General features: G+C 57.7%; 21 protein-coding genes, 1 tRNA gene, 1 other RNA gene, 2 pseudogenes and 1 riboswitch. Of the genes and pseudogenes, 12 read left to right on the top strand and 13 right to left on the bottom strand.

All coding sequences use genetic code 11. The features are described from left to right. Positions 1-2 precede the first annotated feature (2 nt). From C4N24_RS08295 to C4N24_RS08310, 4 genes and pseudogenes are all read right to left on the bottom strand, one after another. Positions 3-356: a TnpV protein gene (locus C4N24_RS08295; RefSeq protein ID WP_112091024.1), complete on the bottom strand. Its 354-nt coding sequence runs from the start codon at positions 354-356 to the stop codon at positions 3-5. Positions 357-382: 26 nt separating this feature from the next. Next, entirely contained in the window at positions 383-2,263 is a 1,881-nt protein-coding gene (locus C4N24_RS08300) for a recombinase family protein (protein WP_112091025.1), read from the bottom strand. A gap of 90 nt (positions 2,264-2,353) precedes the next feature. Continuing rightward, positions 2,354-2,794, bottom strand: a pseudogene (locus C4N24_RS08305) (type IV secretory system conjugative DNA transfer family protein); the annotation flags it as partial. Then, positions 2,781-3,221, bottom strand: a pseudogene (locus tag C4N24_RS08310) (MFS transporter); the annotation flags it as partial. The pseudogenes C4N24_RS08305 and C4N24_RS08310, both read right to left, overlap by 14 nt. Positions 3,222-3,470: 249 nt before the next feature. Between C4N24_RS08310 and C4N24_RS08315 the strand changes: the two are divergent. The 4 genes from C4N24_RS08315 to pbp4b all read left to right on the top strand — a co-directional run bounded on the left by C4N24_RS08315 (position 3,471) and on the right by pbp4b (position 7,758). Beyond that, complete coding sequence (locus C4N24_RS08315; protein ID WP_112091026.1) at positions 3,471-4,334, top strand: helix-turn-helix domain-containing protein; 864 nt, start codon at positions 3,471-3,473, stop codon at positions 4,332-4,334. A gap of 459 nt (positions 4,335-4,793) precedes the next feature. Next, a tRNA-Gly gene (locus tag C4N24_RS08325) sits at positions 4,794-4,868 on the top strand. 116 nt (positions 4,869-4,984) lie between these two features. Continuing rightward, on the top strand, positions 4,985-5,362 hold the full coding sequence (locus C4N24_RS08330) for a PH domain-containing protein (RefSeq protein WP_097780052.1): 378 nt from the start codon (positions 4,985-4,987) through the stop codon (positions 5,360-5,362). Between the two features lie 299 nt (positions 5,363-5,661). Beyond that, positions 5,662-7,758 (top strand): penicillin binding protein PBP4B, encoded by a 2,097-nt coding sequence (pbp4b, locus tag C4N24_RS08335; protein ID WP_112091117.1) that lies wholly within the window; start codon positions 5,662-5,664, stop codon positions 7,756-7,758. Positions 7,759-7,853: 95 nt separating this feature from the next. Here the strand turns inward: pbp4b and C4N24_RS08340 are convergent, their stop codons facing one another. Both C4N24_RS08340 and C4N24_RS08345 read right to left on the bottom strand, forming a co-directional pair. Continuing rightward, positions 7,854-9,014, bottom strand: a complete 1,161-nt coding sequence (locus C4N24_RS08340) for an MFS transporter (RefSeq protein WP_112091028.1) — start codon at positions 9,012-9,014, stop codon at positions 7,854-7,856. 251 nt (positions 9,015-9,265) lie between these two features. After that, complete coding sequence (locus tag C4N24_RS08345) at positions 9,266-10,357, bottom strand: mechanosensitive ion channel family protein (protein ID WP_112091029.1); 1,092 nt, start codon at positions 10,355-10,357, stop codon at positions 9,266-9,268. A 162-nt stretch (positions 10,358-10,519) separates the two neighbouring features. Further along, a riboswitch (FMN riboswitch) is annotated at positions 10,520-10,639 on the top strand. Between the two features lie 141 nt (positions 10,640-10,780). Here C4N24_RS08345 and C4N24_RS08350 point away from each other — a divergent pair. After that, complete coding sequence (locus tag C4N24_RS08350) at positions 10,781-11,380, top strand: ECF transporter S component (protein ID WP_055184785.1); 600 nt, start codon at positions 10,781-10,783, stop codon at positions 11,378-11,380. Positions 11,381-11,758: 378 nt separating this feature from the next. On the opposite strand, the gene C4N24_RS08355 is transcribed toward C4N24_RS08350, so the two are convergent. Then, a complete protein-coding gene (locus C4N24_RS08355) occupies positions 11,759-13,177 on the bottom strand; it encodes an MATE family efflux transporter (protein ID WP_112091031.1) in 1,419 nt (472 codons plus the stop codon). 164 nt (positions 13,178-13,341) lie between these two features. Here C4N24_RS08355 and C4N24_RS08360 point away from each other — a divergent pair, with 164 nt between their 5' ends. Further along, positions 13,342-14,295: a phospho-N-acetylmuramoyl-pentapeptide-transferase gene (locus C4N24_RS08360; RefSeq protein ID WP_112091032.1), complete on the top strand. Its 954-nt coding sequence runs from the start codon at positions 13,342-13,344 to the stop codon at positions 14,293-14,295. 90 nt (positions 14,296-14,385) lie between these two features. On the opposite strand, the gene C4N24_RS08365 is transcribed toward C4N24_RS08360, so the two are convergent. The 3 genes from C4N24_RS08365 to C4N24_RS08375 are packed head-to-tail and all read right to left on the bottom strand — an operon-like array spanning position 14,386 to position 16,461. After that, positions 14,386-15,240, bottom strand: a complete 855-nt coding sequence (locus C4N24_RS08365) for a bifunctional 5,10-methylenetetrahydrofolate dehydrogenase/5,10-methenyltetrahydrofolate cyclohydrolase (RefSeq protein WP_112091033.1) — start codon at positions 15,238-15,240, stop codon at positions 14,386-14,388. A gap of 22 nt (positions 15,241-15,262) precedes the next feature. Further along, positions 15,263-15,898: a cyclodeaminase/cyclohydrolase family protein gene (locus tag C4N24_RS08370; protein ID WP_112091034.1), complete on the bottom strand. Its 636-nt coding sequence runs from the start codon at positions 15,896-15,898 to the stop codon at positions 15,263-15,265. Next, positions 15,889-16,461, bottom strand: coding sequence for a 5-formyltetrahydrofolate cyclo-ligase (locus C4N24_RS08375; protein ID WP_112091035.1), 573 nt, complete (start codon positions 16,459-16,461; stop codon positions 15,889-15,891). Before C4N24_RS08375 ends, C4N24_RS08370 begins: the two co-directional genes overlap by 10 nt. 230 nt (positions 16,462-16,691) lie before the next feature. Here C4N24_RS08375 and glyA point away from each other — a divergent pair, with 230 nt between their 5' ends. After that, positions 16,692-17,945 (top strand): serine hydroxymethyltransferase, encoded by a 1,254-nt coding sequence (gene glyA, locus C4N24_RS08380; protein ID WP_112091036.1) that lies wholly within the window; start codon positions 16,692-16,694, stop codon positions 17,943-17,945. 76 nt (positions 17,946-18,021) lie between these two features. Beyond that, positions 18,022-18,537, top strand: a complete 516-nt coding sequence (locus C4N24_RS08385) for a cob(I)yrinic acid a,c-diamide adenosyltransferase (RefSeq protein WP_112091037.1) — start codon at positions 18,022-18,024, stop codon at positions 18,535-18,537. A gap of 261 nt (positions 18,538-18,798) precedes the next feature. On the opposite strand, the gene C4N24_RS08390 is transcribed toward C4N24_RS08385, so the two are convergent. Genes C4N24_RS08390 through C4N24_RS08400 form a run of 3 tightly spaced genes read right to left on the bottom strand, consistent with a single transcriptional unit; the run spans position 18,799 to position 23,030 of the window. Then, positions 18,799-21,285, bottom strand: coding sequence for an ATP-dependent DNA helicase (locus C4N24_RS08390; RefSeq protein ID WP_112091038.1), 2,487 nt, complete (start codon positions 21,283-21,285; stop codon positions 18,799-18,801). A gap of 27 nt (positions 21,286-21,312) precedes the next feature. Next, the gene (locus C4N24_RS08395; protein ID WP_112091039.1) at positions 21,313-22,398 is read right to left on the bottom strand and encodes a hypothetical protein; all 1,086 of its coding nucleotides are present in this window, start codon (positions 22,396-22,398) and stop codon (positions 21,313-21,315) included. A 59-nt stretch (positions 22,399-22,457) separates the two neighbouring features. Beyond that, entirely contained in the window at positions 22,458-23,030 is a 573-nt protein-coding gene (locus tag C4N24_RS08400) for a uracil-DNA glycosylase (protein WP_112091040.1), read from the bottom strand. Between the two features lie 169 nt (positions 23,031-23,199). Here C4N24_RS08400 and C4N24_RS08405 point away from each other — a divergent pair, with 169 nt between their 5' ends. The 4 genes from C4N24_RS08405 to ffs all read left to right on the top strand — a co-directional run bounded on the left by C4N24_RS08405 (position 23,200) and on the right by ffs (position 25,253). Further along, entirely contained in the window at positions 23,200-23,466 is a 267-nt protein-coding gene (locus C4N24_RS08405) for a DUF4160 domain-containing protein (protein ID WP_112091041.1), read from the top strand. An 11-nt stretch (positions 23,467-23,477) separates the two neighbouring features. Next, the gene (locus tag C4N24_RS08410) at positions 23,478-23,735 is read left to right on the top strand and encodes a DUF2442 domain-containing protein (protein ID WP_112091042.1); all 258 of its coding nucleotides are present in this window, start codon (positions 23,478-23,480) and stop codon (positions 23,733-23,735) included. 248 nt (positions 23,736-23,983) lie between these two features. Next, on the top strand, positions 23,984-25,009 hold the full coding sequence (pta, locus tag C4N24_RS08415; RefSeq protein WP_055184761.1) for a phosphate acetyltransferase: 1,026 nt from the start codon (positions 23,984-23,986) through the stop codon (positions 25,007-25,009). Between the two features lie 145 nt (positions 25,010-25,154). Further along, positions 25,155-25,253: signal recognition particle sRNA small type (gene ffs / locus C4N24_RS08420), an RNA gene on the top strand. Positions 25,254-25,287: the final 34 nt, after the last annotated feature.

Raw genomic sequence — 25,287 nt, forward strand, 5'->3', positions numbered from 1 at the left:
ATTCAGCTGCAAATCAGTTCCCTGATTAAAATTTCCTCAATCTGTGCCGTTAATGTGTTCATCAGCCCCACCCAACGCATAGGGTCACAGGCTTTCAGTTCTTCCGTGACACCCGCAGTCTCCATCATGTGAGGCAACATGGTTTCCACACGCCCCTGTGCTGTCCGCTCAATCTCTAACAGGTGTGGATACAGCTTCTCGCTCATCAGCAGATGGTTGTAGAGAATGGGGCGATGTTCCTTTAGGTAGGATTTTCGCATTCTGCCGTACTTGCCGATAGAAGTTTCCGGCTGTTCAGAAAGTTTTAGGTTGGGTATATCATAATCTCCACAACGAATGTAAGTCAACTTACTCATATTCATTCTCCTTTGCTTCGTGATGATTAGACTGCTGCGCTGGCTGCTATGCTGCCTTTGCGCGGTTCTTCTTTTGGTAGCTGACCGATAGTAGAAAAAACACCTTTTTTCATATCCTCAGCCCGGATCAGGGCTTTCTTAGCGTCCATTTCCGCTTTTTTCTTCGCCTTGATTTTGTCCTCATACCGTTTCTGTGCACCGCTGGCTTTCCGCTTCAAATAGTTCTGATGGAGCCTGTCCTTGCGTTCTTCTTTTTTCCGCAATTCTTCCTGTTCCTCTGGAGTTAAAGGAACCGGCTGTAAGGATGGCGGGATATAGCGTCCTAAAAAATTGAAGTGGATTTCAATTTCCTGCGTGGTGTCCTGGGTGCCTTTTCGGGCGCGTTCGTGGACAAGGATTTTCTCTACAAACTCGTTGAGCATGGTGTTTGTCAGAGTGTCAAAATTCTCGTACTTATCAATCAAGGCTATAAATTTCTCCGCTGATTTCTGGCTTTGCTCGTAGCCGGTAACAGCCTTTTCCAGCTCCGCAATTTCAATCTCAAGTGCGTCCTGCTCTTTGGCATACTGTGCATCAAGTGCCCTATATCGTGCATCCGGCAGCTTGCCGAGGGCGTTGTCCTCATAGATTTTGCAAATCAGTTTTTCCAGTTCTCCGGATCTCTTTTGAGCAGCGGCCAGACGCCTGCGCTTTTTCGCTATATCGGCACTCTGTTGGGCAACCTGCGTTTCCTGAACGGCGTGAATAAATTCCGTCCGGTCATTTTTGGAATATTCAGCGATAGCCCGGAGCGTGTCAGAAACCAATGTCAGGATAGCACTCTCATTGATACGGTGTTGTGTAGGGCATAGTGTCCCACACGGAACTTTGGTATAATTGGAACAGGTATATTGAGAAATCCGCTTGCCATTGTTGGTGCGGTGGACATACATCTTGCCGCCACAATCGGCACAATAGAGCAAACCTGTGAGGGGAGCCGCTTCGCCCCAGCCGTTTGGATAACGCCGTACATTGCTGCGGATTTTCTGCACCATATCAAAGGTCTGCTGGTCGATAATGGCTTCATGGGTATTCTCAAAGATCGTCCATTCGTCCTCAGAAACATAGTGGCTTTTCTTGTCCTTAAAGTGTTTGCGGGTCTTGAAATTGATGGTATGCCCTAAATACTCTCGTTTTTTCAAAATGTTCACGATGGTAGATGATCCCCATCCATAGGGGTCTTTGACCGGCTTTGAACGGTTCACACCCTCGTTGAAGCGGGCAAGGTGTACGACAGGAATTTCAATCCGGTCTGTGGATAGTTTGCAAGCAATCTGATAAGGCCCATATCCCTCCAGCGTGAGGGAAAAGATACGGCGTACCACTTCGGCGGCTTCTTCATCTACCAGCCAATGCTCCCGCTTTTCGTCCCATAAGTAGCCGTAAATCACGGTGCCTGTCAGGTGCTTACCACTCATGCCTTTTGACTTAAACACAGAGCGGATTTTCCGGCTGGTATCACGGGCGTAAAATTCATTCATGATGTTGCGGAACGGGGTAAAATCGTCATCACCTTTCAGACTGTCTACACCGTCGTTGATGGCAATCAGACGAACACCACGCTGCCGCAAAACCTCCATAACCTGACCGACCTTCAGATAGTCGCGTCCTAACCGGCTCATGTCCTTGATGACGATTGCCTCTACACGCCCTGCCTCCACTTCCTCCATCATCGCCAAAAATCCGGGGCGGTCAAACCGGGTGCCTGAGATACCGTCATCTGTAAAATGCGTAGGATTTGGCAGCCCGTTCCGGCGAGCAAAATCCTCCAACATCTGTTTTTGGTTGGATATGGAATTGCTCTCGCCCTGTAACTCATCGTCCCGGCTCAGGCGCTCGTACAGTGGGGTGATTTTTTCGTTTCTCATAGCTGTACCTCCTGAAACAAAAATGCTCTAAGTGATTGCTTCACTAACCATGACAAAATCATGATTAAGAAGTCACTTAGAGCATATATCACCGGCGGCCAGCTTGTAAAGTTTGTACTGCCGCCCGGCAAAGCTGTTGGGCTTCTTCTTCGCCAGTTCCTCAAACAGCAAATCCACCGGGTTTTGGTATTCCTCGTCATCCTCCAGCACCTGCATGGTGTTGAGCATCTCCAACAGGGTAGCGAAGTTTTGTTCCTCCACCGGGGCTTCATAATGCAGATAGGCGATCAGTGCGGTGAGCAAAAGACGTTCGCTTTTTTCCCAAAATGGGTCCCCGCCGGACCCTTCACCCTTGGTGTTGGTCATCAGGGTTGTGACCAGTTTCAGAATGTCCTTTTCGCTGTGGACATAGGCGAAGGGGTTGTAGTGCATGGACTTTTTGAAGTTGATGGTGTTCAGGATTTTCAGCTTGTACCCGTTTTTCAGAAGTGCGTTCCCGCACTCGACCACGATACTACCTTTCGGCACTGTTCTTCGTGACAAGAGCAGTCAGTGCAGAGTAAGCAATGTTGTTGGCAGTGTAGAATACAGCGTTCAGCAGAGTATATGCGATCAGGAACCATGCGTACTGTGCAAACTGTCCCAGATTGGTCGGGATGGCGAAGATCGCCACCAGCGTGATGGCGCAGCCAATGTAGCCGTACAGCATCCAAGGACGGGCTTTGCCCATTTTGGAGTGCGTTTTGTCGATCAGAGAGCCGAAGAAAATGTCCGTCACACCGTCCAGCAGTTTGGAAAATGCAATCAGAGTGCCGACAATACCGGGGTTCAGGCCAACGGTGTTGGTCAGATAGATCATGACGAAGGAGGACAGGAACGCATACACCACGTTGCCCGCAATATCGCCTGAACCATAGCCGACTTTATTATACCACTTTAGATAACGCTTCTCAGTCATTGTGCTTTCTCCCATCTTGCTTGTTTTGTGTGGGCGCGACCAATCTGCTGCGCACTTCAGACTGGAATTGTCATTCCGCAAGTTGCCCAAATCTCTTGCGTTTCGTCTGAAAATATTATAGAATCTAATGGGACGAAAAGATATAGACAAGATGGAACAAAATATGCACAAAATCAAAGAGTTTGTAATTTTTTGATAGAACATTTCCCAAATCACTGTAAAATCTCTGAAGATGAGGAGGACGCAGGGATGTATTTCAACTCAGGATATTTAAACAACTCCCGTTTGGATTTCAAAGACTACTCAAAGCCGCTGGTCGTAGGCAGCTGCGGCACTTATCGCTTGAAAAAACGCCCTCAGCTGCCTACTTTTTGGGCAAAGGGCCGCAGAGACTATCAAATCCTCTATGTGGCATCCGGTAAAGCACACTTCTGGTTCGATGGTGTTGAGGAAGTGGTGACTTCTGGACACATGGTGCTTTATCAGCCGAAAGAAATCCAGAAGTATGTCTACTATGTAGAAGACCACCCGGAGGTGTTCTGGATTCACTTTACAGGATATGATGTCAAAAACATCCTGAACTATCGCGGAATACCATTGGACAAGCACGTTTTTTACAGCGGCACACTGCCGGATTACAAAATGCTGTTCCGAAAGATCATCCGGGAACTGCAGCAATGTGAATATGGCTATGAAGACTATATTGCTTCTCTCTTCAACATCATTCTGCTTTTAGTAAGCAGGAAACAGCAGGAAAGCGAGAAAACAACTACGAGCATCCCGGAAGAAATCGAAGCCGCCGTTGCCTACTTTAACGAGAACTATAACACAAAGGTCAGTGTGGACGATTACGCAGAATCGCTGCATATCAGTACGAACTGGTTTATCCGTAATTTTAAGCAGTACATGAAAATAAGCCCTGCACAATACATCCTGTCCCTTCGGATGGTAAATGCGCAGAGCTTATTGGAGAACACCGAATACAATATTGGAGAAATTGCAGAGATCATAGGGTATGATAACCCACTCTATTTTAGCCGGGTATTCAAGAAAGAGTATGGTGTCAGTCCGGCACAGTACCGAAAGAATCTGGAAGAATCTACTGAAAAATGAGGGAGCGGCTGCATGATTATAACCATAAAAACAGAAAATCTTGCAACAAACCAGTGATTTGCTGCGTTATCCGGATAAAAGGTTTTATAGAGAGGAGCCGAAGATAGTGAAAAAACTGGTAGTAGACGTTGGTGGTATGCTAATTGTGCAGTATTTGATATTTTACTTTGTTGAAATAAGATTAGGGGAACAAGCGACCTTTACAAAGTTTATAACTAACAATTATATCCTTACTTTTTGGATAATTTATCTTGCAAGTCGGATTGTGAATTGCAAAATTAAAAAGCCCCGCAATGAGAAATAAATCTAAAGTAGAAATACGCAATTCCTGACTTTTACACAGACACAGCAAAAGGCGGGAGCTTCCCACAATAAGGAAAGCCACCGCCTTCACGGTTGCAGACCCTAAATTCATGCTGGACATTTGCGCAAAATTATGGTATAATGCATTCTGCAATTGCGGGTATAGTACATCGGCTAGTATATCAGCCTTCCAAGCTGAGGAGGTGGGTTCGATTCCCATTACCCGCTCCACAAGACCTGAACCTTGAATGGTTCGGGTCTTTTCTTTTTATCCGGGCAGCCATCTTGCCAACCGGCGGCGGAAATGCTACAATAGAGCCATAAAACGCTGAAAGGGGAACGCTGCTATGGAATTCCGCGATAAACCGATGGAGAATCTTATTCGCCTGCAGGAGAAGGATATCTGCAAAAATATCAACGCCCTGCTGCTGGAGGGCGAGCAGATCGTGGGCGCTTACAAGACGGTGCGCGATCAGGTGGTGTTTACCAGCCACCGCATCATCATGGTGGATATGCAGGGGGTCACGGGCACGCGGCAGCAGCTTTTTGTGCTGCCCTACCGCAAGGTGCTGCACTACGGCATCCAGACAGCGGGCTTTGGCGATCCATTACAGGCGTCCCAGCTGACTGTCTGCTTTGCGGACGGCCACGAGGCCAAGTTTGGCTTTATCGGACAGAAAGACCTGTTTCAGGTGGCAAACGCCATCAGTGCCCGCATTTTGTAAGAAAAATTATGAACCAAAGCCGCTGCACAAGGTTTTGTGCGGCGGCTTTTTTTACGCATTTTTGCGGCTGGTTGTATACAAAACGCATGAAAATTTGGAACAAAGAGTAAAACAATGTGCCAAAATAGGCGAAAAACTGAGAAACGCAAAACTTTGTGCCACAAGATAAAAACATGATTGACATTTTGTTTTATCTCGCGTACAATTCGGGGCATAAGGCAGTCCCGCTGCTGCGGGACAAAAAGCACGAATACAGGCATATTGTCGCATTGCGGCAAAAAGAATGGGAGGACCTTACCATGTCAACCAAATTTTCCCGTAAAACGTTCCTGAAGGGCAGCGTTGCCGGTCTGGGCATGATGGCGCTCAACGTGTGCACCGCCGGGGCAGCCTCTGCTGCCGAGCCCGCAGCCGCCGCAGCGGAGGATACCAACTCCCTGAACCTCGTCCCTAAAAAGGCGGCCTCGGTCAAGGTGACCAGCCGCGGCAGCGTGAGCGGCGGCTGGCAGGGCGAGCCGGTGTTCCCCAACTGGAAGGGTCTGGACGATACGCTGGCCATGAACCACATGTACACCTTTGTGGGCTATGCAGGGCAGGGAACGCTGTGCGTGGAGCCCGAGGCGGGCGTGACCGGTTTTAACCTGTTCGTCAATAACCGCCAGATCAACACCGCTGCCATGGCGGCAGGCGGCGTGTGGAACGTGGATATTTCCGGCCAGACCATCAACGGCCGCAACACCATTCAAGTGGGCGGCATCCGTCCCCGCGGCAAAAAGGTGACTGTGCGGGTGGGCTACCCCACTGTGCAGGAGGGCAGCCTGCAGGACGTGGGCATCGACCGCGATGCACTGGAACTGCTGGAGCAGATCATTCAGGCAGATGTGAACAACGGCTTCCCCAGCGCACAGATGGCTGTTGTGAAAAACGGCAAGCTGGTGTATCAGAACGCATGGGGCAAGGTGAACTCCTATAATCCGGACGGCACCCCCAAGACCGATAGCCCGGCTGTGACCAACGATACCCTGTACGATCTGGCCTCCAACACCAAGATGTACACTGCAAACTACGCATTACAGTACCTCGTCACGCAGGGCAAGGCCAATTTGGACAGCCGTCTGGTAGACCTGCTGGGCAGCGCCTTTGTGGAGGACACCATCGACATTACCTACAACGGCTACGAGAACCCGGGCCTGAAGGTCAACAAGCAGTGGAAGGCAGAACTGACCCTGCGCGATATCCTGCGCCATCAGGCAGGCTTCCCTGCAGACCCCCAGTACCACAACGATTCCTTTGACCAGTGCTCTCAAAAGACCGTTCCCGGTGCCACCAACCTGCTCTTCTCCGGTTGGGACGGCAGCGCTGCAACCCGCGCCGCGACCCTCAAGTCCATCTTCAAGACCCCGCTGATGTACAAGCCGGGCACCAAGACCGTTTACTCCGACGTGGACTATATGCTGCTGGCCTTCGCCATTGAAGCCATCACCGGCAAGGGGCTGGACGCCTTCCTGAAGGAGACCTTCTGGGATCCTATGGGTCTGACCCATACCACCTACAACCCCCTGCTGAACGGCTTTGCCGCCAACGATTGCGCCGCTACCGAGCTGAACGGCAACACCCGTGATGGTGCCATCTCCTTCACCGGCGTGCGCACCGCTACCATTCAGGGCCAGGTGCACGACGAGAAGTGCTACTACGCGATGGGCGGTATTTCCGGCCATGCAGGCCTGTTTTCCAACGCTACCGAGTTGGCAAAACTGGCCTCTGTCATGCTCACCGGCGGCTACGGCGAGAACCGCTACTTCTCCCGCAACGTGATGGACGCCTTTACCGCACCCAAGAAGGAGGACGCTGCCAACTGGGGTCTGGGCTGGTGGCGTGAGGGTGACAACCAGCGCTGCTGGTATTTCGGTACGCAGGCACCCTCCAATACCATTGGCCATCAGGGCTGGACCGGTACGTTGACCATGATCGACCCCGTGGAGGATCTGGTGGTGGTGTACCTGACCAACAAGATCAACTCCCCGGTCACCGATAAGGCCGCGAACCCCAATAAGTTCAACGGCAACTGGTATACGGCTTCTACGCTGGGTTTTGTGGCACAGCTGCTGTATCAGGGTCTGCAGAACCACGGCACCGACCCCAACAACGCTTACAGCGCCCTGCTGGAGGATATGGCTGAAAGCAAGTTTGCGCTGGTAGCCGAGGGCGGCAGCGTGCCTGCCACCCACCCGCTGGTGCGCTCCGGTTATGCCGTGCTGGAGGCTATGGCTGCCCACGCCAATGCCACCCACTCTTATCTGGACCGCAACTATTTCAACGATGCCCTCACCCTGCTGGATGATACCCGCGATGCAGAGGAACTGGCAAAGCTGAAAAAGATGCTCAATAAGTTCTGAACGCAGTTCTTTACAAATAACTGAATAAATAGCAAAGGGACTGCCGCACCAAATGAGGTACGGCAGTCCCTTTAACTTTAGCAGGCTGGACCCTTTCAGGTGCGCGCCGTTTTGCGCACCAGCTGCCGGTGCATCAGCGCCATCAGCACCAGAAATACCAGCAGATAGAAGGGGAATAGCGCCGGGGTGATGCTGTTGGCTAGCAGACCGAACAGCGGCGGCATGGCAAGATTGCCCACATAGGCGCTGCTCATCTGGATGCCGATGACGGCCTGAGAATTCTGTGCGCCGAAATGCGCCGGGGTGGCGTGGATGATGCTGGGGTAGATGGGCGCACAGCCCAGCCCTACCAGCACAAGCCCTGCCAGCGCAAAAGCCTGCGCCCCGGGCAGCAGCAGGGCGGCAATGCCCACGCCCAGCACCGCAAACCCCAGACGGATCATCTGGTCGTCGCTCAGTTTTAAGGTCAAAAAGCCGCAGACGCCCCGTCCCACCGTGATGCCGATATAGAACAGGCTGGCAAAGCTGGCAGCCGTCTGGGCGGGCACCTGCCGCACAAGGGTCAGGTAGCTGCTGGCCCAAAGCCCGGCGGTGGTCTCCAGCGCACAGTAGCAGAAAAAGCAGAGCATCACTTCCTTCGCGCCCGGTAGCGCGAACACCTGCGACAGGGTCAGCGCCTTGGACACAGTACCGTCCGGGGCAGCGTCGGAGCGTTTATGCCACAGGGGCAGGCTGCAAAAAAGAACGGCAGAAAGTGCGATCTGGAATAGGGCGATATACCGGTAACCGCTGTTCCAGCTCAGCCCGCCGGAAAGCGCTGCACCCATCACCACAGGGCCGATGGTAGTGCCCACGCCCCACATACAGTGCAGCCAGCTCATGTGGCGGCTTTCGTAATGCAGGGCAACATAGTTGTTCAGGGCGGCATCCACGCTGCCCGCGCCCAAACCGTAGGGCACAGCCCACAGGCAGAGCATCCAGAACTGGCCGGAGACCGAGAAACCGAACAGTGCCGCAGCGGTCATGCCCACGCTGAGGGCGGTCACCTTGCCAGTGCCCAGCGCCCGGGTGAGCCGGTCGCTGTTCAGGCTGGAAACGATGGTGCCCAGCGAGATGATCATGGACAGGATGCCCGCATAGGAAAAGGGGATGCCCAGCTGGGGGTACATGGTGGGCCATGCAGACCCCAGCAGGGAATCCGGCAGGCCAAGACTGATAAAGGCTAAGTAAATGATAGGCAGCAAAAGCTGTGTCATAGGAAGAATTCCTCCACAGATGATTTGATGGCGTGTCCCGCAGTATATGCGGGTGCGCTATAAGAATAACATGACCGGATGGGAAATCATAGGGCAAAAGCGCCTGCTTTTTACAACAAAACAGGCGTTTCTTTGATTTGATCCGTAAAAATGCGTTTGCCGCAACCCACAGGCCGCGGCAAACGTGAAGTATAAATAGACTTCCGCTGAAGATGGCCAAAGCGCAAGCGGCGGCCATTCTGGATCGTCTTTTAGTTTTCGCTGTTCTTTTCCAGATACACGGTGGTGGAGGGGAAGGCGAAGTCCACGCCGTTTTTCTGCATCACGTCCATCAGGTCAAGATTCAAATCGTTCTGCATCTGCAAAAAGCGGGTCATGTCGGCGGTGCGCAGGTAGGCAGACACCAGCAGGTCGATGCTGGAAGCTCCAAAGCCGCTCAGCTCCACCAGCACCGAGTCCTCGTAGGTGTAGGGGCTGGCCTTGAGCATGGCGGTTAGGTCGGTCATCAGCTGTTCCAGTTGGGGACGGGTGGTGTCGTAGGTGACCCCGAGGGTGAAGCGGTACAGCCGCTTGTTACGCAAAGTACCGTTGTTGATGGTGGCAGAGCTGACCGTGCTGTTGGTCAGGATGTACACCGAGTTATCCAGTGCGCGGACCTTGGTGGAGCGGAAGTTGATGTCCACCACCTCGCCGGAAACATCGCCCACGGTGATCCAGTCACCGATGGAAAAGGGCCGGTCCAGCAGGATGACCAGCCCGCTGAACAGATTTTTGGCGCTGTCCTGCGCCGCCAGAGAGATGGTCAGACCGACAAGACCCGCACTGGCTACGATGCTGCCCACCGGCAGGCCGGTCTCCTGTGCCATGGTCATAACGCCCAATACCACGATGAAAACTTTGTACAGCTTGTTCAGCAGGGTGGTCAGGGTGCGGTTGGCGCGCACCTCCTCGCCGCAGTTTGCCAGCAAAAGGTCGGTAAGGTCGGCGGCGGCGTACAGTCCCTGACACACAAAAAAGGTGGCGGCCAGCTCAAAGACTGTGAGCAGAAATTTGCTCACGCCGCTGATTGCCCACGGCAGGCTGGCAGCTGCGGCATAGATGAACGCCGCAAGGGTGAGCCGCTGCAGCGGCACGGCAAAGCTGCGCAGCAGAATGGGCGTACCCGCCAGCCGCCAGCTGCGGCGCAGCAGGGCAGGGCACACCCGGCGGGACAAAAGCTGCCGCGCCAGCCAGCCAAGCACCAGCAGCAGCGCCGCGCACACCACCCGGGCGGCAAAGGCTGCCCAGCCTTCCAGCAGCAGCGAGCCCAGCTCAAAACCAAGGTTACGGATCGAGAAAATCATGGAAAACCTCCTGTGTTTTTTCACAACGCATATTATGATAGCATACTCTGCCGCCCGGGGCAAGGAAAGAACGGTGAAAACACACTTTGATAAAAAATGCGCAAACTTTTCAAAAAGGGGGCTTGACAGCGCCGCAGTACCGCGCTATACTCTTGGTCAGAAAGTTCGTTTCAGGGCGGGGTGCAATTCCCCACTGGCGGTAAAGTCCGCGACCACCCGCAAGGGTGCTGACCCGGTGCAACTCCGGGACCAACGGTATAGTCCGGATGCAAGAAACGGCAGGCAAATTGCGTCTGTGCGCCCTGTTGCAGTTTTTGGTTGCAGCAGGGCGTTTTTTGGTTTGTCTTTCCGGTTCGATCCAGCGCGAAAAGGGCTTTCCGAACAAATTTGAACGGGGCGTACACCCCGGGGAGGACAACTGCCATGAAAAAGAATACCACCCACAACCTGACCGTTGCCGCCATGCTCAGCGCGGTCGCCTTTATCCTGATGTTCATTGAGTTCCCGCTGCCGATGCTCATCCCGTCCTTCGTCAAGATGGACTTCTCCGACCTGCCCGCCCTGCTGGGTGCCTTTGCACTGGGCCCGGTGTACGGCGTGGTCATCAGCTTTATGAAGAACCTGCTGCACATCATCATCAAGGGCACCTCCACCGCCTGCGTGGGCGAGCTGTGCAACTTTATGCTGGGCGCGGTGTTCTCCGCTGTGGCGGGCTTTGTCTACAAGCGCCATAAGAGCCGCAAGACCGCCATTCTGGGCGCTATCGCCGGTGCAGCCGCTATGGCGGTGTTCAGCGTGCCCTCCAACTACTTCATCACCTACCCGGCCTATGTGCAGTTCTACCATATGCCGCTGGAAGCCATTCTGGGGATGTATCAGGCTATCCTGCCCTCTGCCGACAGCCTGATCAAGTGCCTTGTGATCTTTAATATGCCCTTCACGCTGGTCAAGGGTCTGCTGGACGCCGTGTTGTGCCTGCTGATCTATAAGCCCCTGTCTCCCATCCTGCACGGCCGCAAGTAAGCTGCTGAAACAAGAGAGCCGGAAAGTCCGCGGACTTTCCGGCTTTTTCTCTGTTTGGAGGGAGTAGCTGCCGAAGAAACTCCCTCAGTCACGGCTTGCGCCGTGACAGCTCCCTCGGAGATGGAGCCCTTGGCATAGCGATGATGTTTCCGGCTAAAGTGTAAAGTTTGCGGATGCGTCAGGTGTTTGCGGACATTCTAGCTCTCTTTCTTTAGAGGGCTCGCCCTCTCAGTCACCTGCGGTGACAGCTCTCCCAAAGGGAGAGCCTTTGGCAGTCCACGCAAAGTTCATCTCTTTGCCAAGGCCTCTCCCTTTGGGAGAGGTGGATGCGAACGCAGTGAGCAGACGGAGAGGGCGAGGACGCTGACAAGGTGCTTTTTACGCCAGCGCGCCCTTATCCAGCCATTTGCCACGCGCCATGCGCAGCAAAAACAGTACGCCGCGGGTGCAAAGTTCGGCGCACATGGCTGCCCATACGCCCACCAGCCCAAAGCGGGGAGCCAGCAGAACAGCCAAGGTCAGCCGCACGCCCCACATACTGATAAGGTTCAGCACAAAGCAGCCGGTGCTGTCGCCCGCGCCCTGCATGGAGCCGCTGGCCACGATGCTTGCCCCGAACATGGGCTCGGCAAAGGCTTCGATGCGCAGCACCCGCGCGCCCAGCGCAATAACGGCGGCATCGGCGGTGAAGATGCCCATCAGCTGCGGGGCAAACACATACAGCCCCACGCCGGTAAGCGCCATGATGCCCATGCCCATGGCGGTGCACAGCCATGCAAAGCGCTTTGCCATGTCCCGGCGGTTTGCGCCCACGGCCTGTCCCACCAGCGCAAGGGCGGCGTCCTGAATGCCGTAGCCTGCCATGTAGCACAGGCTCTCGGCGCTGACGCCCAGACTGTTGGCGGCAATGGCGGTCGTGCCCAGCCCGGACACGATGCGCACCAGCAGCACCTGTGCCGAGGACAAAGCGGCGCGCTCTGCCGCCAGCGGTGCACCCACCTTCCACACGTTATGCAGGCAGGCGCGGGTAATGCGCCACGCGCCGGGTTTGCGGATGCACAGCGGGCCGTCCCGCAGCAGCAGAACGCCCAGCGCCAGCGTGCCGCCCACGGCGTTGGCAAGGGCTGTGCCCAGCGCCGCGCCCGGCACGCCCCAGCCCAGACCCCAGACCGTGAGGTTCTGGCCGAATACCGTCATCTCCCGGGTGGGGTTGATGAGGAAAAAGTTGAAGATGATGTCCAGCACGCAGGCGAACACGCTGATCAGGCCGGGGGTCAGGGCATCGCCGGTGGAGCGCAGCATGGCGGCATAGGTGCCCATAGCCATGATAAAGGGCAGGGAAGCCGACCAGATGGCAAAATACGCCGAAGCATTTGTCTGCAGTGCCGCGTCTGCGCCCAGCCACCCGGGCAGAAACCGGCTGATGCCCACGCCGAAGGCGGCAGCGGCAAGCCCTACCACCAGATTGAACAGCATGGACTGCCGCAGCACGCCCCGGGCGTCCTGCTGGCGGTCTGCGCCCAGATACTGCGCCACCTGAATGGAAAACGCCATGCACAGCCCCGCCAGCATCCCGTGCAGCAGCCATGTGCTGGAGCTGACGATGCCGATGGAAGCGGTGGCGGCGGCGCCGATATGCCCCACCATGGCGGCGTCGATGTACTCCATGGCGGTAACTACGATCTGCTGCAAAATGGAAGGGATGCTCAGCGTCAGCGCCACCTGTGCAGTGTGGCGCAGCGGCACCTGCTCGCCCTGCCGCATCCGGGCAGAGAGCTGCTCAAGGGTAATGGACATGAAACCTCCTGCGTTGCGGGTGAAAATACAGACTAACATACTATTATAAAGAGCGGCGGGAGAAAAGTCAATCCGCAGCGAATTTTGCCGCCGGGATTGATTTTTGGGCAAGGGCGTGATACACTCACAACGTACTATACAGAAAGAAAGAGGAATGTTATCTTATGATCCAAATGCTTACCTCTGTCATCGGGCAGCGGGGCGTGGATGCCATGGCATTTTTGCTGGCGTTCGCCCTGACCGCCCTGACGGATTCCATTTTCCGCGATAAACTGCCCCACGACCATGGCCGCGCCTTTGCGGTGAACGGCGAACTTTCCAAGGGCAAGGCGCGGGGCTCCGGATTGATCTTTGTGCTGTGCATCGCGCTGGTGTCGCTGGCGTTTCTGCCCTTCACCACCGAGTATGTGGTGTATAATGTGCTGCTGATCGCTTCCATGCTCTCCGGCTATCTGGACGATGCCGCCGAGACTGCTTGGAACGAGTACAAAAAGGGCATCATTGATTTTGTCATCGCGGTGCTGGCGGGCGTCACCTACCTGAACTTCAACGGCTGCGGGGTGCACTTTTTGCAGTGGAGTTTCACGCTGCCCTATGCAGTGTACCTGCTGCTCATTGTTATCCTGATCTGGGCAAGCATCAACGTGGTCAACTGCACCGACGGTGTGGACGGCCTTTCCGCCAGTCTGGCAGTGGTGACCATTGGCACCTACCTGCTGGCCTATAAGACCGAGCTGGGTACCTACGCCACCGCCGGTGTGGTGTTCATCGGTGCGCTGCTGGCCTACCTGTGGCTCAACGCCAAGCCCTCCAGCCTGCTGATGGGCGACGCCGGCAGCCGCGCCATGGGCTTTTTCATCGCCATGCTGTCCCTCAAGTGCGGCCATCCGTTCGCCTTCCTGCTGGCGGCTATCGTGTTCATCGCGGACGGCAGCTTGGGCATTCTGAAGATCAGCCTGAAGCGTTTTCTGCACATCTGGATCTTAAAAAACACCCTGACCCCTCTCCACGACCATGTGCGCAAGCGCAAGGGCTGGAGCGACGAGCAGGTGGTAGCCCGCTGGCTGATTCTGCAGTGCGTGGCTTCGGCTCTGCTGCTGCTCCTTGTGCGGGGGTAAACAGCACGCTATAAAACCAAAGAACAACACCCTCAGACCTTTGCGCCTGAGGGTGTTGTTTTTCTATCTAATGGTCGAGACTGGGGGAGTTTACACCCCTGCCTTTTTCCCCGCCGCCTGCACCACATGGCCTACCAGCACCGAGGTGGTCACGGTGCCCACGCCGCCGGGCACGGGGGTGATGGCGTCCACCACCGGCTCTGCGGCGGCAAACTGCACGTCACCGCAGAGTTTGCCTTCCTCGTTCACATGGATGCCCACGTCCACGACCGTCTGGCCTGCCCGCAGGCAGTCCGCGCCCACAGCGCCCATTTTACCCATGGCCACCACCACAATGTCGGCCTGCCGGCACACTTCCGGCAGGTTCCGGGTGCGGGAGTTGCACAGGGTGACGGTGGCGTTCTCCCGGTCCAGCATCATGGCGGCGGGCTTGCCCACCACAAGGCTGCGCCCCACCACCACGGCACGCTTGCCGGAAAGGGGGACGTTGTAATACTTCAAAATTTCCATGCACGCCTGCGCGGTGCAGGGAGCATAGCCCAGATCGGTGTTGGTGAACACCCCGGCCAGCGAACCGTCCGTGATGCCGTCAATGTCCTTTTCCGGGCGCAGGGCGGCGCGGACGGTGCGGTCATCGAACTGCTTGGGCAGGGGACGGAACAAAAGACAGCCGTGGATGCCGTCGTCGGTGTTCACCTCGTCCAGTACCCGGAGCAGCTGCTCCTGCGTGGCGTCGGCGGGCAGCACGAACTGCCGGACGGCAACGCCCACCTTGCCGCAGCGGGTCATCACGCCCCGCTCGTAGGAGAGGTCATCCTCCCGCTCGCCCACACGCACCACCGCCAGCGTGGGGGTGATGCCCTTGGCTTTCAGCTGCTCGCAGAGTGCGGCGTTGCGCTCGTTCATGGCGGCCACCACCGGCGCGCCCTTTAAAATCGTTGCCATATACTTTCCCTCATTTATGATATTATTTGTTGCGGAGTTTCCCGCTGACGGCGGTGAATATCTCGTCTGCCCGGGGCACAAACTCTGCCAGCAATGCGTCTGCCCGGGCGTCCAGCGCGGCGGCATGGGTGCGGTCTGCCATCAGCTTGGTATTGATGAACACATTCAGGCTTGCGGCCTGCAAAGCGGCCTTGCACAGCACGGCAGCACACCCCGCGTCCGATACCGCCAGCACGCTGCCCTTCGCGGCGTACTGTCCCGCCAGCGCGATGCCCTCGGCGCACTTTTCCATGATCTGCAGCGGCACAGCGCTTGCACCGTCCAGCGCGGCTTCCAGCACAGCAGCCTTGTGCGCGGTCTGCTCCGGGGTGTCCTTGGGCAGACCGTAGGCCGCAGCCAACGGCGCAAAGGCATCGGCATCGGCCTGTACCAGCGCTTCCAGTTCCAGCCGCAGGGCACTGGCCCGGGCGTTCAGTGCCTGAATGTCCGCTGCCACGGCGGCGTACTTCTTTTTGCCGGTGGTCAGGCAGCCCACCATGTTGCCCAGCGCCACACCGGCAGCGCCTGCCAGCGCGGCGGTGCCGCCGCCGCCCGGCGTGGGCGCTTTGCTGGCAAGCTGTGCCAGAAACTGCGCGCAGCTTAGATCCTTCATTTCCATGTGTAGATACCCCTCTCTGTTACAAAGGCGTCCAGCCGCTGGTCGTGGGCGTCCACGGCGGCGCGGGGGACGCGCTGAACTTCCAATGCAATGCCGATCTTCACCGCCCGGGTGCAGCGGGGCAGGTAGCGGTCGTAGTAGCCCTTGCCCATGCCCACCCGGCGGCAGTCTGCGTCAAAGGCGGTGCAGGGCACCAGCACCAGATCCAGCTGCTCCGGCTGCAAAAGCGCAGAGCGCTCCGGCACCGGCGCACGGATGCCGTACTGTCCCACCGCCCAGCCGTCCGCGCCCGGCACGGCTGCGATAAGGGTAAAGCCCTCGCCGCACACCGGGTAGGCTACCGTCTTGCCCTGCCGGACAGCTTCGGCAGCCACGGCGGCAAGGTCGGCTTCGCCCCCAAAGGCTGCGTAGAGCAAAAGGGTATGGGCGGCGCGGTAGGCGTCCAGTTCCAGCACCCGGCGGCACAGCGCCGCGTTGGCGGCGGCGCGCTGCGGTGCATCCAGCGCCTTGCGGGCGGCACGGCCTGCGGCACGCTGCGCCTGTTTTTCCTCGGCAATGGTCATACAAAACACCTCGCTTCACCTGTGGGGGAGGATACTTGAAAAATATACAAAATCGACAGCGCATTTTTATACAAACATAATAAACACTTCAGACAAAAAAAGCAAGCCTTTTGGCGAAAAGAGGATTGAAGCCGCTGCCGCTTTCTGCTATGATTATGTTACAGCAGCAAGCGCCGCGCGGGCGCTGCGCTGAGAGAACCTGCAACATTTTGTGGAGAGGGGCAAGTAAAATGTACAAGGATATGATGGACACCATCGGCATGGTCAATGCAGCCGACCCGGAACTGGGCGCAGCCATGGAGCGGGAACTGACCCGTCAGCGCGAGAACATTGAGCTGATCGCCAGCGAGAACATCGTCTCGCCCGCCGTGATGGCAGCGATGGGCAGCGTGCTGACCAATAAGTACGCCGAGGGTCTGCCCGGCAAGCGCTACTACGGCGGCTGTGTCTATGTGGACGAGGTGGAGAACATTGCCATCCAGCGCGCCTGCCAGTTGTTCGGGGCAAAGTACGCCAACGTCCAGCCCCATTCCGGCGCACAGGCCAACCTTGCCGTGTATTTTGCCCTGCTGGAGCTGGGCGATACCGTCATGGGCATGGACCTTTCGCAGGGCGGTCACCTGACCCATGGTTCCCCGGTGAATATGTCCGGTAAAAACTACCACTTCATCTCCTACGGTGTCGGCGCAGACGGCGTGATCGACTACGCCGAGCTGGAAAAGCAGGTGCGCAAGGTGCGCCCCAAGATGCTGGTGGCGGGCGCTTCCGCCTACCCCCGCGCCATCGACTTTGAAAAGCTTGCCGAGATCGCCCACGGCTACGGCGCATACCTGATGGTGGATATGGCGCACATTGCCGGTCTGGTGGCGGGCGGTCAGCACCAGAGCCCCGTACCCTACGCCGACGTGGTGACCACCACCACCCACAAGACCCTGCGCGGACCCCGCGGCGGCTTGATCCTGACCAACAACCCCATCATTGCCAAGCGCATCAACTCGGCAGTGTTCCCCGGCACGCAGGGCGGCCCGCTGGAGCACGTGATTGCAGCAAAAGCCGTCTGCTTTGGCGAGGCACTGAAGCCGGAGTTCAAGGAATATGCCCGCAAGATCGTGGAAAACGCACAGGCGCTGGCTGCGGCTTTGCAGCAGCACGGAGTAAAGCTTGTATCCGGCGGCACCGACAACCACCTGATGCTCATTGACCTGCGGGACGAGGAGTGCACCGGCAAGGACCTGGAGCAGCGTCTGGACAGCGTGCACATCACCGCCAACAAGAACACCGTCCCCGGCGAGACCCGCAGCCCCTTTGTGACCTCCGGCGTGCGTCTGGGTACCCCGGCTGTCACCACCCGCGGCATGGGCGCAGCCGAGATGCAGGTGATCGCGGACTGCATTGCAGACTGCATCTGGCACTATGAGGAAAAGAAGGACGAGATCAGCGAGCGCGTTCTGCGCCTGACTCGGGAGTTCCCGCTGTACCAGTAAAGGCAAAGTATAAATAACAAGGCATCCGCAGCCGTTCTGCTGCGGGTGCCTTTTGCTGCAAAAAAGGAGAAAGACGATGGAAAGCTTAGGTCTTTTGCATCTGTATTACGGCGACGGCAAGGGCAAGACCACAGCCGCCATGGGGCTTGCCCTGCGGGCACTGGGTAGCGGAAAACGTGTGGTCATCGTGCAGTTTTTAAAGGGCGGGCAGAGCGGCGAGATCCCGCTGCTGGAACAGCTGGGTGCCACCGTCTACCGGGGCAAGGCCGGGCAGAAATTCGTCTTTCAGATGAACGAAGCCGAAAAGGCCGCTACCCGCGCTTTGCAGAACCAAAATCTTGCGGCGGCGCTGGCGCAGCCCTGTGATCTGCTGGTGCTGGACGAAGCCGGCAGCGCGTGGGAACTGGACATGGTGGACAAAGACCTGCTGCAGCAGGCGGTGCTGCACCGCCCCGCCGGGCAGGAGTGCGTCCTGACCGCCCACGCAGCCCCCGCATGGATGCTGGACGCCGCAGATTACCTTACCGAGATGTGCTGCCGCCGCCACCCCTACCAGAAGGGCATCGCCGCACGGAAGGGCGTGGAGTATTAAGGGTATAATCCCTAAAGAATCAGACAAAAAGCATCTGCAACGGTCGCTTCTGAGCTTCAGAAAGCTGGCGATTTGGTTGCAGATGCTTTTTCTTTAGCAGGTATGCCCTTCGGTTAGCGGGCTCGCCCTCTCAGGCGCTAACGCGCCAGCTCTCCCAAAGGGAGAGCCTTTTGACAGTCCACGCAAACTTCATCTTTTTGCCAAGGCCTCTCCCTTTGGGAGAGGTGGATTTGCGTAGCAAAGACGGAGAGGGCGAGGATGCTAACCCCAGAACCCTGCCAGCGCCGTTTCCAGCGCGGCGGTGCCAGGCAGATATTGGATGTGCCGCCAGTGCGGCGGGAACAGGCGGGCGGTGTCGGGCTGCGCAAAGCGGTCGTCCAAAAGCAGCACCACGCCCTTGTCCTGCGGGGTGCGCACCACCCGCCCGGCGGCTTGCAGCACCTTGTTCATGCCCGGGTAGCGGTAGGCGTAGTCGAAACCGCAGCCGGACTGCTCCTCGTAATAGCGGCGCAGCATCTCCTGCCGGGGGTTCACCTGCGGCAGACCCACCCCTACGATGGCGCACCCGATGAGCCGGTCGCCCACAAGGTCTACGCCCTCGCCGAAGATGCCGCCCATCACGGCAAAGCCCAGCAGCGTCTGGGCAGGGCGGGGCACGAACTGCGCCAGAAACTCCGCGCGCCCGGCATCGTCCAAACTGCGCTGCTGCACAAGGGTGGAAATGTCCGGCCAGCGGGCGGCAAAGGCTTCGTACACCTGCTGCAAATAGGCGTAGCTGGGGAAAAACGCCAGATAGTTGCCGGTTTTGCCCTTTGCCAGCGCCGCCAGCGCATCGGCTACGGCGGGCACGCTGGCTTCCCGCTGGCGGTAGCGGGTGGAGATGCCCGGCAGGCAGAACAGCCCCAGATTTTCCGGCGGGAAGGGGCTTGGCAGCGCCACTGCCCGGGCATCGGCACAGCCCAGCACATTGCGGTAAAAGGCGGGCGGGGTCAAGGTGGCACTGAACAGCGCCGCACTGCGCCCTGCCGCCAGACTGGCATCCACAAAGGGCGCGGGGTCTAAGCAGAGCAGATGCAGTTCCAACTCACTGCCCCGGGCGGTGAGCTGGGTGACAAAATGGCTGTCGTACCGGTCAGCCGCACGGGCGATATCCTGCAAGGCGAAGTAAAGCTCCAGCAGCTGCGCGTGGGCGGGGTCCTCGGGGTTCTGTTCCAGCCAGTCCTGCAAAGGGGGGTGCACCGCCCGCAGCGCAGCGGGCAAAGCGGCGGGCAGCTGCTGCAAAAACACGGTGCCGTCCCGGGCGTACAGCGGCTGCGGCAGGGCAAAATCCGGGGCAGCTTCGGCGGGCAAAAGGCTCACCTGCGTAGGCTCGGTCTCCCCGGCGGGCTCTGCACCTGTGCGGGGCGCAGCCTGTGCGCAGGCTCTGCGCGCCGCCAGAAAGACTTTATCCGCCTTGGTCAGCGCGGTTTTCAGGCTGCTTTTGCCCTTGCCCAGCGCCCGCTTTGCTTCGGTCAGGCTGCTTTTGGCAAACTGCGCCGAGTACATGGCGCGGGCTCTGTCCGGCAGGTTGTGTGCTTCGTCAATGAGGAACAGCCAGTCCCCGGCGGCATCAAAAAAGCGCTTGAGGTGCACCACAGGGTCAAACAGATAATTGTAGTCCCCGATGACCACATCGCACCACTCGCTCAGATCAAGCCCCAGCTCAAAGGGGCACACCGAGAACTGCCGGGCGGTGTCCGCCAGTGAGGCGCGGCTGAAACTGCCGCTGCCGTCCAGCAGAGCCGCCAGCGCATCCTTGCGGCGGTCGTAGTAGCCGTTGGCAAAGGAACACACCTCCGGCAGGCAGGCGGGGTGGCCTTCGGCGTCCGGGTGCAGACAGGCTTTTTCCTTGGCGGTCAGGGTCACGCTGCGCAGGGCAAGACCGGGCTGGGCGGTACGCAGCCGCGTTACCGCGTCCTCGGCGGCGGCTTGGGTGGTGTTGCGGGCGGTCAGGTAGAACAGCTTTGCGCCGCAGCCCTCGCCCATGGCTTTTAAAGCAGGGAAGAGGGCGCTCATGGTCTTGCCGATGCCGGTGGGTGCCTGACAAAAAACGCGGGTGCCGCCCTTGCGGTCGGCGCTTTTTCCGGCGCGGCAGGCGCGGTACACCTCGCCCGCCAGCGCCCGCTGCCCGGGGCGATACTCCGCAAAGGGGAATTGCAGCGCCGCAAGGCTCTGGCTGCGCCGGGTGTCCCAGTCCAGCTGCCGCTGCGCCCACGGGGCATACTGCGTTAAAAGCTGCTGCAAAAACTGTTCCAATTGCTGCCGGGTGAACTGCCGGGTAAAGCGCTGAATTTGGTCGGTGTCAACTTGGTAATAGGTCAGCCGCACCGCCAGCGTTTCCAGTCCCTGCTGGCTGCTGTAAATGGCGGCATACACCATGCCCTGTGCCCAGTGGCAGGGGTTCAGTTTCTCGGTGATCTCCTCGTAGGGGACAGTGGTGGTCTTGATCTCGTCGATGGTCACAGTGCCGGTTTCGTCGGTGAAAATGCCGTCTGCCCTGCCTTCCAGCGTAAAGGCGATGCCGCAGGCTTCCCGCTCCGCGCTGAGGAACACCTCAGCCTGATAACCCTCCCCGGCGGCTTTTTGCAGCCTGCGGTGGATGCGTGCACCCTCGTTGGCGCGGTCAAAGCCGGTAAAGCGGCTGTCGATGCTGCCGGTGCGCAGCAAAAACTCCACCAGCTGCCGGATGGGCAGATGGATGCTTGCCAAGGCGTTTCACCTCCGTTGGTTTTTACGTTATCCTACCCCGAACAGTTCCATGCACTGAGCGGCTGCGGCATCCACCTGTGCAAAGTCCACGGCGGTGCGGTAGTAGGTCTCCAGTTCATCGTGGCAGCTTTTTGCCTGCGCCATCAGGGCACAGGCCTGTTCCAGCAATTCGGCGGCGGCGCGCTCGTTAAAACGCAGCCGTGCCCGGCAGGCGGAAAGGTTCTCCCTGTCCACAAAACGGCTGCACCGCACGGTCTGCGCGGCAGACAGCCGCACCGGATGCCAGCGGTTGTCGGTCAAAAATGCCAGCCGCAGGGAGGGGATGATAATGTGGTCGATCTTGTCCTCCGGGTGCATGGCGCAGGGGCAGGTGATGATGTGGTAGCCCCGCGCCAGCGCCTCGGCGCGGATGAGCTCCAGCAGCAGACGGGACACTGCCCCGTAGTCGTCCCGGAAAAGGATACACCGGTCTGCCAGCGCCTGCACTGTGCCCTGATAGAACACCTCGCCCTTGGGCGTGATGGCAGAGAGCAGCCGCAGCTCTTCAGAGCCCATCTCCTCGGTGCGGGGCAACAGGCGGGTGCACAGCCGCTTGACGTAGCGGCGCACTTTTTCAAAGTTTGCGCTGCACGCTTCGGCGCGGCGGCTGTCCAGCAGCAGGCTGCCCGCCGAAGCCACATACCGCGCCGCCCGGCTGCGCAGCAGCTGGTTGCGGGCAAACAGGGCGGTCACCTCGTCCTTGTGGGAGTGCAGGGCATCGGCGTCGATGGTGTGGTACAAACTCAGCACCCGCTCGTCTGCGCCGGGGGCTTCCGGCTCCACCACATGGGGTGCGGTGGCGTCGATGATGGCGCGTTTCTGCCGCAGGAACACCACCCCGTCCAGACTGTCGGGGTCGCTGGCGCAGTGGATGCGCTGGATGGGCTCGCCTTTCTCCTGTGCGGCGCGCGCCAGACGCTTCATCAAAGTAGACTTGCCGCAGCCCGGCCCGCTTTTGAGCAGCACCAGCTGCATCCCGGGCTCCCGGCGCAGCGGCGCAAAGTAGCCCTTGAACCCGGCGGGCGTTGTAGCGCCCAGAAAGAAATCCACAGAAGGATGCACGGAACTTTCCATACAAAAACACCTCGCTTTTGCTTTACAGTATGCAAAAGCGGCGCGGTTGGTTCCTGACCTTACCTATTATAGGTATGCTCGCACACGGCGGCAATGGTGTCCCGCAGCACGGTAAAGTCCGCAAAGGCTTCGGGCTTGTTCTGGGGCTGGCGCAGCAGGGCGGCGGGGTGGAAGGTGCCCATGAACAAAATGCCGCCTTTATTGATGATCTGCCCGTGCTCCCGGGTGACGGAAAAATCCTGCCGGATCATCCGCTGGGCGGCAACGCGCCCAAGGCAGACCACGATCTTAGGCTGGATCAGCCGGAACTGCTCCCGCAGCCACGGCATACAGGCTTCGCTCTCGGCGGGCAGCGGGTCGCGGTTCTGGGGCGGGCGGCACTTGACGATGTTGGCGATATAGCAGTTCTTTTTGCGGTCAAGGTCGATGGCAAACAGGTATTTGTCCAGCAGCTGCCCGCTGCGCCCCACAAAAGGCAGACCCTGCTCGTCCTCGCTCTGGCCGGGGCCCTCGCCCACAAACAGCACCTCGGCGTCTGGCACGCCCTGCCCGAACACCACGTTCGTCCGGGTGGCGCACAGCTCGCACCGGGTGCAGGCAAGGCATTCGGCCTTTAAAGTATCCATATCCATGGAGAACATCTCCTTTAAAATCAGATCAACGATTTATTTGCAAATTATAATATTGTAAACTATAACACAGATTCAAGAGTACGGCAAACGCACAAAAAGAGATCATCACAGTTTCTTGAAAAAAACACCTGCGTATGATAAAATGAACTTGAAGAAGGGAGTGGGTAAAATGCCGGTATTAAGCATATTTTATGGCATCATCGTCAGAATGTACCGGGAACAGGGCGGAAAACACAATATGCCGCATATCCATGCGGAGTATTCCGGGGAAGAGATCGTGATGGCACTGGACGGGACGATTTTGGAAGGCGGCTTTCCCAAAAACAAGCTGAAGCTGCTGGAAGCGTGGGTAGTAATACACCGCGATGATCTGGAAGCGAACTGGAAGCTGTTGAGCAACGGCGAGCAGTTCTTCCGCATTGACCCTTTGAAATAAGGAGTGATCTTATGTTGCAGCCGAAATTGACTAAGGTGGAGACCATAAGCCCCTTGAAGCTTCGCCTGTTCTACGAAACGGGAGAGGTAAAGCTCTTTGACGTTGCACCCTATGCAACGGGGCCGTGGTACGGACAGCTGAAGGACGAAAGCTATTTCAACGCGGTGCAGCTGCTGCCCGGCGGCGTGGGCATCGAATGGCCGGAGGGACAGGACGTTGCGCCCCACGAACTGTATGAGAACAGCGTCCCCGTAAAGAAAACTGCATGATGGAGCATCTGCCCATAGAGCCTGTGGACTGCACGGGCTCTTTTATATTTGCGGGGAAAATATCCTTTAAAATCAGTATGATATTTTATTCACAAATAAAACAAGGCTTTCTCTCCTAAAATATAGCACAAAAACACAATTTTGTCTTGAACTTTTTGCTGTCTGTGCTAGAATAAAGAAGAAAGGCATCCTTGTGTCCAACAGGCAGAGGAAGCAAATTTTGGAAAGCATTTTCGGAGGTAATCACAATGGCTGATATGTTTGCACCGCTGGTAGCACAGCTGAAGGCAAATCCCAAGACGATCGTGTTCACCGAGGGCAATGACCCCCGCATTCTGGAGGCCGCAAGCAAGCTGCTGGCCGAGGGCGTGCTGAAGGTCGTTATGGTGGGCAACGAGGCAGAGTGCAAGGCTGCTGCCGCCGCCGGTAACTTTGATATTTCCGCTGCCGAGATCATCGACCCGGAGAACTACGCCGGTTTCGATGAGATGGTCAGCACCATGGTGGAGCTGCGCAAGGGTAAGCAGTCCGCTGAGGAGTGCACCGCACTGCTGAAGAAGTCCAACTACTTCGGCACCATGCTGGTGAAGATGGGCAAGGCTGACTGCCTGCTGGGCGGCGCTACCTACTCCACCGCTGACACCATCCGTCCCGCTCTGCAGCTGGTCAAGACCAAGAAGGGCGCACATCTGGTGAGCTCCTGCTTTATTCTGGACCGCGACTGTGGCGAAGAGGGTCTGAAGCGCATTGCCATGGGCGACTGCGCTGTCAACATTGATTACACCGATACCGTCGATAAGGCTACCGGCGAGGTCAAGATCTCTGCTGCTTCCAAGCTGGCAGAGGTGGCTGTGGAGACTGCCCGCACCGCAAAGCTGTTCGGCATCGACCCGAAGGTGGCTGTGCTGAGCTTCTCCACCAAGGGCTCCGGCAAGGGCGGCACCGTGGCACTGAGCCACGATGCTACCATCAAGGCTCAGGAGATGGACCCCGAGCTGGCTGTGGACGGCGAGCTGCAGTTTGACGCAGCCGTTGCTCCCGAGGTGGCACAGGTCAAGTGCAAGGGCAGCAAGGTTGCCGGTCAGGCCAACACCTTCATCTTCCCCTGCATCGAGGCCGGCAACATCGGCTATAAGATCGCACAGCGTCTGGGCGGCTACGCTGCCTACGGCCCCATCCTGCAGGGTCTGAACGCACCCATCAACGACCTGTCCCGCGGCTGCAACGCAGACGAGGTCTACAAGATGAGCCTGATCACCGCTTGCCAGTCTTAAACAATTTTAGCACAAACGAGGAGAAGCCTTCGGGCTTCTCCTTTTTGTTTTGCCCCCTCTTGCAATCCGGCGGGGTTTATGGTACAATATCTTAGCATCCACAAGGATGTGTCGGACAGCGCCTGCTGCGTGGTTCGGCATACGGATGCGGGTCCTGTACGATGGGCTCGCTGTGAACCAGGTCAGGTGGGGAACCAAGCAGCCTTAAGCAGTGCGTTCGTGCGTTTCAGTAAGCCTGCATCCGTATGCCGAGTTACGCAAGGCGGGGACAAAACCCC

Origin of the sequence: Faecalibacterium prausnitzii (assembly GCF_003287405.1) — a bacterium.
GTDB lineage: Bacteria > Bacillota > Clostridia > Oscillospirales > Ruminococcaceae > Faecalibacterium > Faecalibacterium intestinale.

Excerpts from the sequence above, each read along its gene's own strand:
- C4N24_RS08400 (WP_112091040.1), bottom strand. The coding sequence starts at position 23,030 with ATGGATATGGATACTTTAAAGGCCGAATGCCTTGCCTGCACCCGGTGC.
- C4N24_RS08360 (WP_112091032.1), top strand. The coding sequence starts at position 13,342 with ATGATCCAAATGCTTACCTCTGTCATCGGGCAGCGGGGCGTGGATGCC.
- C4N24_RS08330 (WP_097780052.1), top strand. The coding sequence starts at position 4,985 with ATGGAATTCCGCGATAAACCGATGGAGAATCTTATTCGCCTGCAGGAG.
- C4N24_RS08365 (WP_112091033.1), bottom strand. The coding sequence starts at position 15,240 with ATGGCAACGATTTTAAAGGGCGCGCCGGTGGTGGCCGCCATGAACGAG.
- pta (WP_055184761.1), top strand. The coding sequence starts at position 23,984 with ATGGCTGATATGTTTGCACCGCTGGTAGCACAGCTGAAGGCAAATCCC.
- C4N24_RS08355 (WP_112091031.1), bottom strand. The coding sequence starts at position 13,177 with ATGTCCATTACCCTTGAGCAGCTCTCTGCCCGGATGCGGCAGGGCGAG.
- C4N24_RS08395 (WP_112091039.1), bottom strand. The coding sequence starts at position 22,398 with ATGGAAAGTTCCGTGCATCCTTCTGTGGATTTCTTTCTGGGCGCTACA.
- C4N24_RS08370 (WP_112091034.1), bottom strand. The coding sequence starts at position 15,898 with ATGGAAATGAAGGATCTAAGCTGCGCGCAGTTTCTGGCACAGCTTGCC.
- C4N24_RS08345 (WP_112091029.1), bottom strand. The coding sequence starts at position 10,357 with ATGATTTTCTCGATCCGTAACCTTGGTTTTGAGCTGGGCTCGCTGCTG.
- C4N24_RS08385 (WP_112091037.1), top strand. The coding sequence starts at position 18,022 with ATGGAAAGCTTAGGTCTTTTGCATCTGTATTACGGCGACGGCAAGGGC.
- C4N24_RS08350 (WP_055184785.1), top strand. The coding sequence starts at position 10,781 with ATGAAAAAGAATACCACCCACAACCTGACCGTTGCCGCCATGCTCAGC.
- C4N24_RS08300 (WP_112091025.1), bottom strand. The coding sequence starts at position 2,263 with ATGAGAAACGAAAAAATCACCCCACTGTACGAGCGCCTGAGCCGGGAC.
- C4N24_RS08405 (WP_112091041.1), top strand. The coding sequence starts at position 23,200 with ATGCCGGTATTAAGCATATTTTATGGCATCATCGTCAGAATGTACCGG.
- C4N24_RS08340 (WP_112091028.1), bottom strand. The coding sequence starts at position 9,014 with ATGACACAGCTTTTGCTGCCTATCATTTACTTAGCCTTTATCAGTCTT.
- glyA (WP_112091036.1), top strand. The coding sequence starts at position 16,692 with ATGTACAAGGATATGATGGACACCATCGGCATGGTCAATGCAGCCGAC.
- pbp4b (WP_112091117.1), top strand. The coding sequence starts at position 5,662 with ATGTCAACCAAATTTTCCCGTAAAACGTTCCTGAAGGGCAGCGTTGCC.
- C4N24_RS08410 (WP_112091042.1), top strand. The coding sequence starts at position 23,478 with ATGTTGCAGCCGAAATTGACTAAGGTGGAGACCATAAGCCCCTTGAAG.
- C4N24_RS08315 (WP_112091026.1), top strand. The coding sequence starts at position 3,471 with ATGTATTTCAACTCAGGATATTTAAACAACTCCCGTTTGGATTTCAAA.
- C4N24_RS08295 (WP_112091024.1), bottom strand. The coding sequence starts at position 356 with ATGAGTAAGTTGACTTACATTCGTTGTGGAGATTATGATATACCCAAC.
- C4N24_RS08375 (WP_112091035.1), bottom strand. The coding sequence starts at position 16,461 with ATGACCATTGCCGAGGAAAAACAGGCGCAGCGTGCCGCAGGCCGTGCC.